A 14,762-nucleotide genomic window follows, 5' to 3' on the forward strand; every position below is an offset into this window, starting at 1 on the left:
ATACCAAAAGAACCTTGATAACTATGGCTTTCGCATAACTTCTGAGAAATATCAGTTAAGTTTCACGAATCGGACATTCTTTTTTCAAAGGAGGATTAAGCGAGTCGCAACAAATAGGACAAGTCAACGACAAAAAGGTATCAAAAATTTTCTTTGCTTGAAATAACCGTAAACATGGTGCTATAATAGTTTTCACTATTGCGGACTTATGAAAAACGCCTGAACGCATTGTTGAGACAGGTAAACATCGAAAATGAAAGTCCTCCTTAAGAAAAATATTCCAAATGCCCTTCTCATTTCTATCGGGCTTCATATTCTCTTGATACTGCTGCTTGGGGCTTTATATCGACAAAAACCCAATTGGCAGATTAAACCGGTCACAGAATTTGACATCGTTAAGATCCGCTTGCGGAGTTCTATACGCCCACTAAAAAGAATGACGCGACTTCCTATCCAAACCTCAACGGCTCCTGAGAACCTACAACAGATAGAGACAGTCGAAGTGCAACCCCCCACGCTTCAGACCTCAGCAGCACCTGTACCACATCAAGAAGCAACTATTGAATTACAAACGCCCGAGCTTGCTGCACTCTCCCGTTCCGGGGATAGTGCCTATGGGAAAGGCCTACAGGCTAAACCCGTTTCGGGGTTGGGCGGCAGTCGCACGGGAAATGGGTTGGGATCACGCATCTCACGGAGTGGAAAATCAAGTCGCGGCTTTCTGGGGCGGACCGGAGGACAACCGCCGTCCGATATTGAAGGACTGACACTACCCGATCTCGCATTGACCAAGGTCGGTAAGCATATTATCGCCAACCGCGGCACCGATCTTGTTGACATCGTTTTTGTGATTGATGGGAGTGGCAGTATGAAAAACGATGTTGCCGCAGTTCGTGAACATCTCAGCACGATGACAGATCTCTTTGACAACGCGGATATAGACTTCACTATAGGCATTGTCACTTTCCGAGCGGGGACAGGGTACGGTCTCCTTGGATTGGACTTTGAGGTAATTCCACAAACGCGTTCGGTAACCCAGATTAAGAAGGTGTTATCACAATTGAAATTCCGGGGCGATGAAAACGGGCTGGACGCGCTCATCCGCGCTGCTGATGAATTGAGTTTCCGGCGTGATGCTGAAGTCCATTTCATTTTTGTCACAGATGAGTATGTAAGCGGCGCATACTCCTCAATAGATGTGATGATGAAGATGAAAACTGCCAAAATCAAGGTAGATGTTATCGGCCGGGATGAACCGTTCCAAAAATTCATAGCAAAAAGTACCGGTGGCTTATGGCTGCCAATTTCAAGCCTCGCTATCCAGTAGAACGACGGGAGAGCCTCGATCGGAAGGTCGTCGCTACATGCAATGGGTAAAGGGAATAAACACTACGCCCTCGGCTTGACATTCCTTTTTCTCGCAGTCGGTGCGTTTACCGCAAGCCACCATGAGATGTGGCGCGATGAAATCCAAGCGTGGCTTCTCGCACGGGACAGCACCTCGGTTTTTAACCTCTTCGCGAATCTCAAATATGAGGGACATCCGGGTTTATGGCACCTCTGCCTCATGCCACTCAGCCGTATAACCCACTCACCTGTTATTATGCAGATGTTCCATCTCCTGATTACGGGGGTTACCGTCTACCTTTTCGTTCGCTACTCTCCTTTCAACTGGTTCCAGAAACTTCTCTTCTGTTTCGGATATTTTGTTCTCTATGAATACGCTATTGTCGCGCGAAACTACGCCCTTGGGCTTCTGCTGATAACCGTCTTTTGTGTGCTTTTCAGAGAACGTTACAAACGTTTCATTTGGGTCGGTTGTGTGCTGTTTCTGCTTGCACATACGAGTGTTCATGCGTTGATCATCGCCATAGCGATTGGAGTTGTGCTCTGTTGTGAATATGTCTTTGGTAGCCGGTTTCTTAAACCACTTGATCAAGAAATTGAGGCTATTGAAGATAAAAGACCTATCTGGATCGGGTTCGCGCTTATCGGTATCGGTATTACGACAGCGGTTTTACAACTCAATCCACCACCAGATACAGGTTTTGCTGTTGCGTGGAACTTTAACTATGAAGTGAAACGTGTGAACGATATTATCAAATTAATTTCCCGCGCGTATCTCCCCGTCACGAAACCCGGACTCGGTTTTTGGGGTTCAAACATCCTAACAACCTATTCCTTCTTCCAAACGATTCAAGTTCCGCTCTGCTATTTTCTAATGCTTTTCAGTGTGCTGTTGTTTGTCAAACGACCCACTGCTTTGCTTATCTATGCTATCTCAACGTTTGGGCTTTTGGCGTTCTTCTACATCAAGTATCAAGGCAGTATCCGGCATCACGGCTTCCTGTTCCTTGTGTTTCTGATGTGCTGTTGGATTTATCGAGACGCTCCAGCAATAAATCTTGGTAAGACTGAGCAACAAGCTGGGGATTCTATAGCGAACCGGGTTTTGAATGTGGCAGGAACAGTGATTGTGACGGTGCTGCTTATCTGCCATGCGATAGGTGGTATCACAGCTGTCTGGATGGAGCATCGCCATATTTTCTCTTACGGCAAGTTGACAGCCGAATATATCAAGGCACAAGGCATGCCAGATTTGGCGATGGTTGGCGACAAGGATTCCGCTGTAAGTACTGTGGTCGGATATTTAGAGAAACCACGGCAGATTTACTACCCACGTGGAAACCGACTCGGCTCTTTTATCAGATGGAATAATGCACGCGCCTCGGTATCGAAGACGCGCGTCATTGAAGAAGCACTAAAGTTGAGCAATCAGAATACTCAAGATGTGCTAATTATCTTGAATCACGCTTTAAGTGCCAAACTGCGTGAACAGTACAATCTCACGTTCTTAGTCAAATTTACAGGTTCAACCGTTAGAGACGAAGGTTTCCACCTCTATTTGATGCCCGCACTGTGACACAGCCGCTTTGGCTGTGGTCTTAACTTCAAAAGATGAGACTTTCAAACCATAGGACACAATGTAGACAATGGACAAAAAAGATAAACACTACGCCCTCGGCTTGACATTCCTTTTTCTCGCAGTCGGTGCGTTTACCGCAAGCCACCATGAGATGTGGCGCGATGAAATCCAAGCGTGGCTTCTCGCACGGGACAGCACCTCGGTTTTTAACCTCTTCGCGAATCTCAAATATGAGGGACATCCGGGTTTATGGCACCTCTGCCTCATGCCACTCAGCCGTATCACGGATTCCCCCGTCATCATGCAGATGTTCCATCTCCTGATTACGGGTGTCACCGTCTACCTTTTCGTTCGCTACTCTCCTTTCAATTGGTTCCAGAAACTTCTCTTCTGTTTTGGCTACCTCGTTCTCTATGAATACGCTATTGTCGCGCGAAATTACGCCCTTGGACTTCTACTAATAACTGTCTTTTGTGTCCTGTTCAAGGAACGTTACAAACGCTTTATCTGGGTCGGTTGTGTGCTGTTTCTGCTTGCACATACGAGCGTTCATGCGTTGATCGTCACCATAGCGATAGGCATCGCGCTCTGTTGCGAATATGTCTTTAGTGGTCGGGTTCTTAAACCTCTCAACCAAGAAATTGAAACTATAGAGAATAAAAGACCCATCTGGATCGGGTTCGCACTTATCGCGGTCGGTATTATGACAGCAGTTCTGCAACTCAACCCACCGTCAGATACAGGTTTCGCCGTTGCTTGGAACTTTAACTTTGAAATGAAACGCGTAAACGATATTGTTAAACTGATCTCCCGTGCCTACCTTCCAGTGACGAGACCCGTACTCGGTTTTTGGGGTTCAAACGTCCTAACAACCTACCCTTTCTTCCAAGCGATTCAAGTGCCACTCTGCTATTTCCTGATGCTTTTCAGTGTGCTGTTGTTTCTCAAACGACCGACTGCCCTACTTACCTATCTCATCTCAACGTTTGGGCTTTTGGCATTCTTCTACATCAAATATCAAGGCAGTATCCGGCATCACGGCTTTCTGTTCCTTGCGTTTCTGATGTGCTGTTGGATTTACCGAGACTGTCCAGCGATAAATCTTAGTAAGGCTGCGCAACAAGATGAGGATTCTATAGCGAACCGGGTTTTGAATGTGGCGGGAACAGTGATTGTGACGGTGCTGCTTATCTGCCATGCAATAGGTGGTATTACAGCTGTCCGAATGGAGCACCGCTATATTTTCTCCTACGGCAAACTGACAGCCGAATATATCAAGTCACAAGGCATGCAAGACCATCCGATAGTTGGCGATGTTGATTTTGCTGTTAGCACTGTCGTCGGCTACCTACCGAAACGACAGGTTTACTATCCGCGTGGAAGCCGACTCGGCTCTTTTGTCAGATGGGACGCGGCGCGCAACCACGATGCTTCCGATGAACTCGTCATTGAAGAAGCGGAAAAGCTGGGTGCTCAATCTGCTCAAGAGGTGCTGATTATCCTGAACCGCGCTTTAGGTGCCGAACTGCGTGAACAGCACAAGCTCACGTTTTTAGTCAAATTTACAGGTTCAACCGTTGGCGACGAAGGTTTCCATCTCTATCTGATGTCCGCACCCTGACACAACCACTCCTCTGTAGGATTGACTTCTTGATCATGATTTTTCCCTCTTCCCTGCTGCCTATACACTGAGAACCCTTGTAGCATAGACTGTTAGTCGGTGCGTGTATGGAGTGTAAACTAAAAGCGGACGCTACAAAAGAGAAAACTAAATGATCCTGCCCCGCAAATACTTTTTTCTTGACAGAATTTGTAATAAGTGTTACCATATTGAAGGTTGTTTTCGTCGGAAATATGTCAGAAATGGAGCAGTTCTTGATACATGCCAAAACGGAAAAGAAAGCCCAAGGACACACCCGCTTCAGATGTAAGCGGAGAAGATATTGTCGTATTGCGTGAGACCGCACCTTTGCAACTCCGCTATTACGGCGACCCGGTCCTTCGTAAAAGAGCCGAACCTGTTGCAGAGATCACGGAGGCAGAACGTCAACTTGCTGAACAGATGTTGGAGACGCTGTATGCTACAGGCAATGGCATTGGACTCGCTGCAACACAGGTCGGTGTTTTGAAGCGGGTCATCATTGTTGATATCGGCGAAGAGGACGATGAAGAATATGAACCCTTAGTGTTATTTAACCCTGAACTTCTGAGTTCTGATGGAGAAATCGTCGCCGAAGAGGGCTGCCTGAGTATTCCTGATGTTACGGCTGATGTAAAACGTCCGGAGAGCATTGTTGTTGAAGGCGTTAACCTCCAGCGTGAAGCCATCCGCGTTGAAGCCGATGGCTTATTGGCGCGTGTGCTGCAACATGAAATAGATCATCTTAACGGTGTGCTCTTTATTGACCGGATTAGCGGATTGAAACGTCGGTTGCTAAGCGAGGAATTGACGAGAGTCCAACAAGCTGAAAAACCTTATTAATATCGGAAATCTGTAGCCTGTGCTACGGGCGAGGCAGTTGTTTATGTCAAAACAAGCACTTGAACCTATCTTACAAACAAAACTAAGCCAGCTCTATGAATGCTTGCACGCTTATGAGAAAGTCATCGTCGCTTTTTCCGGTGGTGTTGATAGCACATTTCTTGCCGAGGCAGCGCAACACGCATTGGGTGATAACGCGCTTGCTGTCACTGCCATCTCTGATTCTTATCCGATTCGGGAGATGAGAGCGGCGCAGGAAATTGCTAAGCAGATCGGGATTCGCCTTGAGACTGTCAACACACAGGAATTAGACTTGGAAGGCTACGCAAGCAACCCAACCAACCGCTGTTTTTTCTGTAAGACGGAGTTGTTTGATAAGCTGCAACCCATCGCTGAAAAATACAGTGTGGGAACTATTGTCTACGGCGCGATTCCAGATGATGTCGGTGACCATCGTCCGGGAATGGATGCCGCAAAGCAGATGGGGATCCAAGCACCTTTGATTGATGTCAACTTGACAAAGGCGGAGATTCGCGAGATTTCAAAGGCGTGGGAGCTCCCAACATGGGATAAACCGGCGTTTGCCTGTCTCTCTTCACGGTTTCCTTACGGCATGCGTATCACCCGTGAATTGCTGCGGCAGGTGGATGCTGCCGAGCAATTTCTCTACGATTTAGGTATCCGTCAATTCCGCGTCCGTCATCACGGTGCGCTTGCACGAATTGAACTTGAAGCGGCGGAAATTTCGCGGATGCTTTCAAAAACCGTGCGGCGCGACATCAGTGCACACTTTAAAACACTCGGATATTCTCATATCACGCTTGACTTGCAGGGGTATCGTTCTGGAAGCCTTAACGAGGGGGTTACGACTTCGTAATATCAAAAACCTGCAAGCGGTGGACTAACTAAAACATCGGAGGCACAGAAATGTACGACCTGAAAGGTGTTATAGAGGTTATAGTGGCGTATCCGGTCCATATAATGAGTTTTGTGGGTTCTATTTTACTTCTTGGTCTTGTTCTACCGAGACGGAGGTGGCAGCGTAAGCAACCTCTGATTTCGACTGAACCTCTCTTTGAAAAGAAGGGGTTAACACAAAGCGAAAAAGCAGCCCTAACAGGAAAAATTCGGGACAGTGGCACCGAAAGTCTGAAGAAAAGTTTTGCAGGCAAAGCAAATCCTGTTTATGTAACGTTAGTTATGATCGGCTTGATTTCGATCTTCTTTCTTGGAGTTTTTTGGGTGCTGCCCAAGCTTTAAAGAAAACTCATAAACCGTAAAAAATTTAACATGTCGGATCAACATACACAACAACTTATCGGCGTAGAGACTTTCAGTTGGAAGAAATGGGATGCTTGTACACACTGTGGACTTTGTTTGCCAACCTGCCCAACCTATCGAGAATTAGGCTTAGAAACGGATTCACCGAGGGGTAGGCTCTACCTCATGGGGAGTGCTTTCAAAGATGAAGATGCCACCCCGCTCAGCGAAGAATGGTCAGAATATATCTATCGATGCTTGGACTGCCGTGCGTGTGAAACCGCTTGTCCTTCTGGTGTTCACTTTGGGGAACTCCTTGAGGAGGCGCGCGCCATCTATGAACAAAACGCACCCCGTTCAGCAGCTTACCGATTCTGGACAAATCTCGTCTTCAAACAAATTCTACCGAATAAAGAACGGTTGGACCTAATCTTTGAGGTGATGTGGCTCTATCAACGGCTCGGCATCCGATGGCTCGTTCAGAAAACGGGCATCCTGAAGCTGATGGGACAACTCGGGCAGATGGAATCATTGCTCCCGAAAATCCCACCGCCTCGACTGAAGTATACGATACGTGACATCACACCCGCGGAAGGTGAAACCCGATATCGGGTTGGATTTATTCCGGGGTGCATCATGAATCAAGTCTTTACGGAGACAAACGTCGCGACGATTCGAGTCTTAGCACAGAACGGATGCGAAGTTGTCACGCCACGACAGCAGACTTGTTGCGGCGCGTTACACCTTCACAACGGCGTGCGGGATGTCGCTTCATCTCTCGCCAAACAGAACATTGATGCCTTTGAAGAGGAGAATTTGGACGCTATCATCATCAATTCTGCTGGCTGTGGTGCAACGCTTAAGGAATACGAGGCACTTTTGGAAACTGATTCGGCTTACGCAGAGAAAGCGGAAAATTTCAGCCATAAAATGCGCGACATCAGCGAGTTCTTAGCCGAAATTGAGATGATACCGCCGACAGGAGAAATCAAGAAACGTGTTACCTATGATGAACCGTGCCACCTTCTCCATGGACAAAGCGTGCAAGCGCAACCTCGCAAGGTGCTCCAAGCGATACCGGGGTTGGAGTTGATTGAACTAACCGAATCCGAGTGGTGCTGTGGCAGCGCGGGAATCTATAACATCACACAGCCCGAACTTTCACAAGAGATTTTGGAACGGAAAATGGTACACATCGCTGAAACCGAGGCGGACATCGTCGCGACTGGAAATCCCGGTTGCTTGCTCCAGATTCAACTCGGTATTCAGAAACATGGATTGTCTATGAAAGCGATGCATCCTGTGAATCTTTTAGATTACGCCTATCGTGGTATCGCCCCGGAGGATTTTCTACCAGAACAGTAGTTCAAGAAGTGTTCTATGTAAGGGAACGTCAATATAAATTGTTTTCAGAGGAATAGTTGTCAGTTCGCCTACTGCGTAGGCTTTCGGTTTTCAGTTTTCAGTGACAAGAGATGTTGTGGCAGCCACAAAAATTCTCTTAACTGATAACTGACAACTGATAACTGACAACTGATAAAAGAATGTTTTTATCAGATAAAGATATTATCGAATATATAGACAAGGGGAAGATCAAAATCTCACCCTCGCCTGACTTGGAAACACAACTCGGTAGTTGCTCCATTGATTTCAGACTGAGCAACACCTTTCGTGTGTTTGAGCATAGCAAGTACCCATATATTGATTTAGGGGCGGAGATTGATACCGACGACTTGATGCGGAGGGTTGATGTCCCTGATGGTGATGCCTTCACAATGCAGCCCGGTGAGTTTGTCTTGGCGGCAACGCAGGAGACGCTTGAATTAGCAGATGACGTGATGGCGCGTCTTGAAGGCAGGAGTAGTTTAGGGAGGCTCGGCATTATCGTTCACAGTACTGCCGGTCTCTTTGACCCCGGTTGGATTGGGATCCCCACGCTGGAGTTAGGGAATCTTGGGCGAATGCCGGTTAAATTGTACCCCGGCATGCGAATCTGTGCGTTTACCTTTGCTCAGCTATCTTCACCGGCGCGTGTACCGTATCAACTCAAACCGGCGAACAAATACGCTGGGCAGAACGGGCCTGAGACAAGCCGGTTCGCCAAAGATGTTGAATTTTCAGAGGAATGATCTCAAAGTCGATTTTAATAGGTGTGCGGTGCTATGCGCAAAAAACGGGCAATGCTATGCCTAATAATTTAGCAAGGACTCATAGTTTTTAATATAGGGCGTGGACAAAACATCGTTGCAGCGGGGCGTTTCACGCCGGAAATCCGCTGTAACTCACGGTTTTACACGAGAATTTGTCTGTTTTCGTCAAATTAATGCCACCCTGTGTTCAATCACCGTTGATTGGCATAAATTTTGCTTATTTGTTCAGTAAGACACTCGTCAAGTGGTATGAGTTGCGCATTCAGTTGACGAATCAAGGACATTTTTCTAAGTTAGTGAAACGGAATTTTAGGGCGATCATTAGGCTCTTGTGCCTTGTTGCTTTATGCCGTTTTAGCAGATTATAGTCTCGGTCCTTGGATCGAGGAAGTTTTGAGTTTTGAGTTTTGATAGCAAGTTTCGGCTTACAAGTTGCGCCGAAATTAGGAGGATATGTAATGACACCAAGTGAGGTGGTTGCACTTGCAAAAGAACATGATGTAAAGATAGTCGACCTCAAATTTATGGATCTACCGGGGATGTGGCAACACTTTTCCCTTATGGCGGGCGAGTTGACCGAAGACCTCTTTGAAGAAGGTTGTGGTTTTGACGGTTCAAGTATCCGTGGTTTCCAGGCAATTAACGAGAGCGACATGCTGCTCTTTCCTGATCCAACGACTGCCCTCATTGACCCGGTCTGCAAGGTGCCGACGTTGAGCATCACATGTAACATCAAAGATCCTATCACATTGGAGAATTACACGCGTGATGTACGGCATATCGCACAGAAAGCAGAGGCGTATCTCCAATCCACTGGAATCGCCGATACAAGTTACTGGGGACCTGAGGCGGAATTCTATCTCCTGAACGACATCCGCTACGGACAGGATCAGCATTCCGGTTTCTATTCCGTTGATTCTGTTGAGGGGAGCTGGAATTCGGGGCGCGAAGAGAATCCGAACCTTGGGTACAAACCGCGTTACAAAGAGGGATATTTCCCGGTACCGCCTTCCGATACACTCCAAGACCTCCGCTCTGAGATCTGTCTTAAGCTCATCGAATCCGGCGTTGATGTAGAAGTTCACCACCATGAAGTGGGAACCGCTGGTCAAGGCGAAATTGACATCCGCTTTGGTGAACTAACCGAGACGGGCGATAAGATTGCACTGTATAAGTACATCATCAAAAATGTGGCGCGTGAAAACAATCTTGTTGCTACTTTCATGCCGAAACCGCTCTTCCAAGACAACGGGTCCGGGATGCACGTCCACCAGAGTCTTTGGAAAAACGGTAAGAACGTTTTCTACGACCCACAGGGATATTCGCTGCTGAGTGAGGACGCGCTCTATTACATCGGGGGCTTGCTCACGCACGCCCGTTCGCTCTGTGCAATCATCGCTCCGACAACCAACTCTTACAAGCGGTTAGTCCCAGGCTATGAGGCACCGGTCAACATCGCCTACTCGCAGCGGAACCGTAGCGCGTGTGTCCGTATTCCAGTCTACTCAAAGAGTGAAAAGGCAAAGCGGGTCGAATTCCGTACACCGGATCCGTCTTGTAATCCTTATCTCGCCTTCAGCGCACTACTCATGGCAGGGCTTGATGGCATACAGAACCGCATCCATCCGGGTGACCCGTTGGATAAAGACCTCTATGATCTTGAACCGGAAGAACTGGCGGATATTGAATCCACGCCGGTATCGCTCGGTGACTCCCTTGATGCCTTAGAGGAAGATCACGAATACCTCCTCAAGGGCGATGTGTTCACCCAAGATGTCTTGGATGTCTGGATTGATTACAAACGTGAGAATGAGGTCGATGCAATCAACATGCGGCCGCATCCGTATGAATTCTTCCTCTATCACGATATTTAGGGCGTGTGAACGCGGAAGGCATGTTATCACAATGATCGTGATCACGTACTTCCACAGAGGTTTGAAAAATCACCCTTAGGAGTTGTCAGTCGTCAGTTATCAGTTGTCAGTAAAAGAAGTAGTTGGTACCAACGGAAATTTCTTAACGGATAACTGATAACGGATAACTGATAACCAAAAAAGGAGAACCGCATGAAAAAGCTAGAATGTATTATCCGCCCCTTCAAATTGGAGGAGGTCAAAGAAGCACTCAGTAGTGTAGGTGTTCGGGGCATGACAGTCAGCGAAGTTCGTGGATTCGGGCGTAGCCGTGGGCATACTGAATTGTACCGCGGGAGCGAATACACGATTGAATTTGTCCCGAAGTTAAAAATAGAAATTGTTGTGGCTGAAGAAAATGTTGACAAGGTTGTTGAAGCCGTTCAACAAGCCGCTTCAACCGGTAAAATTGGCGATGGCAAAATCTTTGTGCTGCCTATTGATGAAACCATCCGTATCCGTACAGGTGAAAGAGGTCCTGCCGCTGTTTAACTTTCTATTCTATTTTCTCCCTCAGAGGCGGGGCCTGCACCCGCCTCTTTATTCCAACAACGAAGCAACGAGTGCCTCCATCTTTGGCACTGTCCCAACATCCGGTAAGGACGACATCGCTGCCCATGTTTCGTATCCACCCTCCTGTGTCAGTGCCTTGTCCGTACAGATGTAGCCGATATATCCATTTGCTAAACTGACGAGAAACGTTGGATTCGCAGTGGACTCCGATTTGATATTCATTCCCGTCTCAACGAAAACCTCTCCGGGCAACGCCACGATCGCCGCTTCACCCAGACGAATCACTTGAATTGGCGCGGTCATCTGCGATGGTAACTTCGCTAAGCGTTGGCATTCACGAGCGTAGACATCAACCAAAGCTGTGGGTATTGGCTGCCCGACGACCCAACTAAACGGACCCGTTTCGTAGGCATCGTCCGTTACGTGTGGCAGGGACAGTAAATGTTCAGCAACTTCAAGGTCTTCAGCCGTAATCTGTTTGGGTTGGTACGTCAGCGTGGTAAGGTTTCCGCTGAGGTCAAGTGTGTCGTGCATCTCCATGAACTGCATCTCAGTGATAAAATGCCCAGCAAGAACGTTTGCCATTTTCACGGCTTGTCGATGTCCGCTCGCTGTCCATTTCGTTTGCCCGCTGAAATCGATATTGTTAATCTGTCCCGATGCTGCGTTCCAAAGGAGCGAGATACACGTATCACCCAAATAGTGTTGCATGAGTCGGTCAAAATGCCCAAAATAGTCGGCGGAGAGGGCACTGCCGTTATCCGTGCCGATGTAGTGGAGCGAAAAGTTAGCAACAACCGAAAGTGGTGTGCCATCATCAGCTTCAACGAACATCATCGCTAACTCCGGATCGATTGTGCCGGTCGGTTCCACAAGCTCTGGGTTTTCGACACCGGGATTCATGCGGACGGTGCCATCTTTCATGTGCCATCGCCGATTGAAAGTGATACGCTCTTCATTGACACTGGCGAACCCTACTCGTGCAGGCTGGAGTCGCCACACCTCGAGTTCAACGGCATCGGCGATTTTCAGAGGTACCCACGCTGTGTAATCGGGGTCTTCGTCAACACCGAGCAGATCTGCAATTGCGACAGCGGTATGCGTATGCGTGGCATTCACCATAACGTGTGCTGCAGGAATACCGCACCGCTCAACGATGCGTGTTTTCGCTGCGTTTGCTACCTTCTCCGGTATAGCGATGAGGTCGCAGGTGACGATTGCGATACGTGTTTCACCGTTATCAATAACGAGTGCTTTCGCAAAAAGCTCATCGTCAACATTTTCAGCGTATCTCGGTCGGAAACCGCCCGGTATTCTTGTGCCGAGTGGTGGCGTAATATCCGCGCTCGCGCTTCCTGCTTTAAGAGTTGTTGCCATCGTCGAGTCTCCTTAATGCGTAATTTGTGAAGAAGTGAAGCATATCTCAGTAGGTTTGTAGGTTGGGTTGAACGAAGAGAAACCCAACACGCGCTTGAAAATAAGTGTTGACTGACTCGATTCACCTATAACTTTAGACTGGACAGCCCAGTAGTCCGGTGTTGCTATCTATTTTATGGTTTGTGGAAATTGTTAGAAAAGGTCCCGTGCTGTCGGGTTTAAGCAGGTGCAAGCAAAACGAATACCCCTCGATTTGGATCTCTCGCAAAATCTTTAAGATCTGAGTGGTGATTTCTCAATAGATCTTCAACGGTACGTGTCGGACAATTCCCAAGCCTGAGCCAAATCACTTTTGGAGGATGCCCATGAACAACACTTCTCTTACTGAAGTCTATGTCCTTTGATACAATAAAATAGTCGTTGTCGCGCGCATAATCCCATAATTCGGTATCTGTTGCCCTATTTAATCCAATGGTTTTGACGTGTATAGAATTAGGAAATAGATCCGCCAGTAGCGTTACCAGTTGGTCCGATAGATTCTGGTCGAATAGAAGTTTCATTCGTGTAAACAACCATCTGTGATTTTTCCTTATCCGCGGCATAGGCGAAGCAAGCGCGAATGTCTGTTTCAGTTAGTTCGGAGAAATCATCAAGAATTTCCGCTACCGTCATGCCGGACGCGAGATATTCAAAAATATCGTAAACGGTGATCCGCATTCCCCGAATACACGGCTGTCCGCTGCGTTTGTCCGGTTCAACTGTGATAATTTCCTTGTAGTGGTTCATCTGCTTGCCTCCTGAGTCTCAAAGGAATCGCTACAGAATTGTAGATAGTGTTATACCTTTCCTTAAGTATGCCTAAAATTTTTTCAAATGTCAAGAAAAAGACTGGTATTTATTTCATCATGCTTGCAGCCTTGGGATACCGCTTGAGATTTTGTGTTTTCGGTCAATACGGAATGGATGGATGTCAAAACCGGTTTCACCGTTTCGGACGAGTTCGCTCATGATACGTCCGACAAGGGCGCAAAACTTGAAGCCGTGCCCTGAAAAACCCGCCGCGATCAACACATTCGAGCAGTGGGGGTGTACGTCAATAATAAAGTCTTCGTCCGGAGTTTCGGTATAGAGACAGACTTCGGCATGCGTGGTTTTTCCAAGTTCAGGAAGGCGTTCTTGCACGTAAGCATCTATATGGGCGATGTATTCTGCATCCGGTGTACGTTCGGGTGTATCAGGCGAGATAACTTGTCCTCTGCCGTGGCGTGCAATTTTTAGTCCGCCGCCCGTATTAAAAGAGCCAAAAGCCGGAATGCCGTAGATGAATTCCCCATCAGGAGTCGCTTCCGTGAAGACTGGAAACCGGTCTGGCTGGAAACGTTTGCTGTCTGAGGGCTGATAGTAGCATACCTGTTGTTTTGTAACCGTGAGTGGGAGATTCAATTCTGCGAGTAGCGTACCAGCCCATGCACCCGCTGTCACGATAACTTTTCTTCCGTGGAACGATTCATTTTCGGAGCGGACCGTTGGGACATCTGCCTGCCAATCAATGTTAATGACAGAGGTTTCCTCTTGAACTGTTGCGCCGTGTTGTTCTGCCAATTGCAAATGGGTGGAGACACACTCGGCAGCACGGAGAAAACCGGTGTCTTTCTGCCAGAGAATCTCCATATCGCCCGTTAATCGAAATTGGGGAAAACGTTCTGCCAATTGTGTCGTGTTCCACCACTCAGATTCAACGCCTGCGGCATCTAAACTTTCCCGCGCAGCGCGTCCATAAGGGTTTCCCTTTGCCCCAATACCGACACTTCCCGTGATAAACAGCAGCGATTTCCCCGATACCGATTCGAGGTCGCGCCATTCGGCGTAGGCGGTTTTCATCAGTTCAGTGTAGAAGGGCTTGTCGTAGAAGAAACGGATGATACGCGTTTCTCCATGTGAGCTACCGAAGGGATGCCCGCGTTGGAACTGTTCTAAAACAAGCACGTTCGCGCCGGATTTGGCGAGGTGGTATGCGGTCGCGCTGCCCATCCCACCGGCACCGATGACAATTGCATCATACATATCAGTTACCAGTTATCAGTTACTAGTAGTCTGTCACAATTATCTTGATAGTTGATCTAAAATCTGGTATCCTTAGG

At 47.7% G+C, this 14,762-nt stretch carries 13 protein-coding genes and 1 pseudogene; 10 read left to right on the top strand and 4 right to left on the bottom strand.

Going from position 1 to position 14,762, the window contains the following annotated elements; genetic code table 11:
- Positions 1-253 precede the first annotated feature (253 nt).
- The 10 genes from OXH39_08865 (at position 254) to OXH39_08910 (ending at position 11,223) form a co-directional block, all read left to right on the top strand.
- Positions 254-1,327: a VWA domain-containing protein gene (locus OXH39_08865; protein MCY3550561.1), complete on the top strand. Its 1,074-nt coding sequence runs from the start codon at positions 254-256 to the stop codon at positions 1,325-1,327.
- 42 nt (positions 1,328-1,369) lie between these two features.
- The gene (locus OXH39_08870; GenBank protein MCY3550562.1) at positions 1,370-2,923 is read left to right on the top strand and encodes a hypothetical protein; all 1,554 of its coding nucleotides are present in this window, start codon (positions 1,370-1,372) and stop codon (positions 2,921-2,923) included.
- A gap of 70 nt (positions 2,924-2,993) precedes the next feature.
- A complete protein-coding gene (locus OXH39_08875; protein ID MCY3550563.1) occupies positions 2,994-4,547 on the top strand; it encodes a hypothetical protein in 1,554 nt (517 codons plus the stop codon).
- 261 nt (positions 4,548-4,808) lie between these two features.
- Complete coding sequence (def, locus tag OXH39_08880; protein MCY3550564.1) at positions 4,809-5,408, top strand: peptide deformylase; 600 nt, start codon at positions 4,809-4,811, stop codon at positions 5,406-5,408.
- Positions 5,409-5,451: 43 nt separating this feature from the next.
- The gene (gene larE / locus OXH39_08885; GenBank protein ID MCY3550565.1) at positions 5,452-6,285 is read left to right on the top strand and encodes an ATP-dependent sacrificial sulfur transferase LarE; all 834 of its coding nucleotides are present in this window, start codon (positions 5,452-5,454) and stop codon (positions 6,283-6,285) included.
- 50 nt (positions 6,286-6,335) lie between these two features.
- Entirely contained in the window at positions 6,336-6,668 is a 333-nt protein-coding gene (locus tag OXH39_08890) for a hypothetical protein (GenBank protein MCY3550566.1), read from the top strand.
- Positions 6,669-6,698: 30 nt separating this feature from the next.
- Complete coding sequence (locus OXH39_08895) at positions 6,699-8,033, top strand: (Fe-S)-binding protein (GenBank protein MCY3550567.1); 1,335 nt, start codon at positions 6,699-6,701, stop codon at positions 8,031-8,033.
- A 179-nt stretch (positions 8,034-8,212) separates the two neighbouring features.
- A complete protein-coding gene (gene dcd / locus OXH39_08900; protein ID MCY3550568.1) occupies positions 8,213-8,797 on the top strand; it encodes a dCTP deaminase in 585 nt (194 codons plus the stop codon).
- A gap of 479 nt (positions 8,798-9,276) precedes the next feature.
- Positions 9,277-10,692: a type I glutamate--ammonia ligase gene (gene glnA / locus OXH39_08905; GenBank protein MCY3550569.1), complete on the top strand. Its 1,416-nt coding sequence runs from the start codon at positions 9,277-9,279 to the stop codon at positions 10,690-10,692.
- A gap of 192 nt (positions 10,693-10,884) precedes the next feature.
- Positions 10,885-11,223: a P-II family nitrogen regulator gene (locus OXH39_08910; protein ID MCY3550570.1), complete on the top strand. Its 339-nt coding sequence runs from the start codon at positions 10,885-10,887 to the stop codon at positions 11,221-11,223.
- A gap of 48 nt (positions 11,224-11,271) precedes the next feature.
- Here OXH39_08910 and OXH39_08915 read toward each other — a convergent pair whose 3' ends face one another.
- The 4 genes and pseudogenes from OXH39_08915 to solA form a co-directional block, all read right to left on the bottom strand.
- Positions 11,272-12,621: a hypothetical protein gene (locus OXH39_08915; protein ID MCY3550571.1), complete on the bottom strand. Its 1,350-nt coding sequence runs from the start codon at positions 12,619-12,621 to the stop codon at positions 11,272-11,274.
- 218 nt (positions 12,622-12,839) lie between these two features.
- The gene (locus OXH39_08920; protein MCY3550572.1) at positions 12,840-13,181 is read right to left on the bottom strand and encodes a DUF5615 family PIN-like protein; all 342 of its coding nucleotides are present in this window, start codon (positions 13,179-13,181) and stop codon (positions 12,840-12,842) included.
- A gap of 22 nt (positions 13,182-13,203) precedes the next feature.
- Positions 13,204-13,407: pseudogene (locus OXH39_08925) on the bottom strand (DUF433 domain-containing protein).
- Between the two features lie 117 nt (positions 13,408-13,524).
- Positions 13,525-14,685 (bottom strand): N-methyl-L-tryptophan oxidase, encoded by a 1,161-nt coding sequence (gene solA / locus OXH39_08930; GenBank protein MCY3550573.1) that lies wholly within the window; start codon positions 14,683-14,685, stop codon positions 13,525-13,527.
- Positions 14,686-14,762 lie beyond the last annotated feature (77 nt).

Source organism: Candidatus Poribacteria bacterium, assembly GCA_026702755.1.
GTDB lineage: Bacteria > Poribacteria > WGA-4E > WGA-4E > WGA-3G > WGA-3G.

Bases quoted from the DNA above. Each gene is read 5' to 3' on its own strand.
- OXH39_08865 (MCY3550561.1), top strand. From the start codon at position 254: ATGAAAGTCCTCCTTAAGAAAAATATTCCAAATGCCCTTCTCATTTCT.
- OXH39_08870 (MCY3550562.1), top strand. From the start codon at position 1,370: ATGGGTAAAGGGAATAAACACTACGCCCTCGGCTTGACATTCCTTTTT.
- OXH39_08875 (MCY3550563.1), top strand. From the start codon at position 2,994: ATGGACAAAAAAGATAAACACTACGCCCTCGGCTTGACATTCCTTTTT.
- def (MCY3550564.1), top strand. From the start codon at position 4,809: ATGCCAAAACGGAAAAGAAAGCCCAAGGACACACCCGCTTCAGATGTA.
- larE (MCY3550565.1), top strand. From the start codon at position 5,452: ATGTCAAAACAAGCACTTGAACCTATCTTACAAACAAAACTAAGCCAG.
- OXH39_08890 (MCY3550566.1), top strand. From the start codon at position 6,336: ATGTACGACCTGAAAGGTGTTATAGAGGTTATAGTGGCGTATCCGGTC.
- OXH39_08895 (MCY3550567.1), top strand. From the start codon at position 6,699: ATGTCGGATCAACATACACAACAACTTATCGGCGTAGAGACTTTCAGT.
- dcd (MCY3550568.1), top strand. From the start codon at position 8,213: ATGTTTTTATCAGATAAAGATATTATCGAATATATAGACAAGGGGAAG.
- glnA (MCY3550569.1), top strand. From the start codon at position 9,277: ATGACACCAAGTGAGGTGGTTGCACTTGCAAAAGAACATGATGTAAAG.
- OXH39_08910 (MCY3550570.1), top strand. From the start codon at position 10,885: ATGAAAAAGCTAGAATGTATTATCCGCCCCTTCAAATTGGAGGAGGTC.
- OXH39_08915 (MCY3550571.1), bottom strand. From the start codon at position 12,621: ATGGCAACAACTCTTAAAGCAGGAAGCGCGAGCGCGGATATTACGCCA.
- OXH39_08920 (MCY3550572.1), bottom strand. From the start codon at position 13,181: ATGAAACTTCTATTCGACCAGAATCTATCGGACCAACTGGTAACGCTA.
- solA (MCY3550573.1), bottom strand. From the start codon at position 14,685: ATGTATGATGCAATTGTCATCGGTGCCGGTGGGATGGGCAGCGCGACC.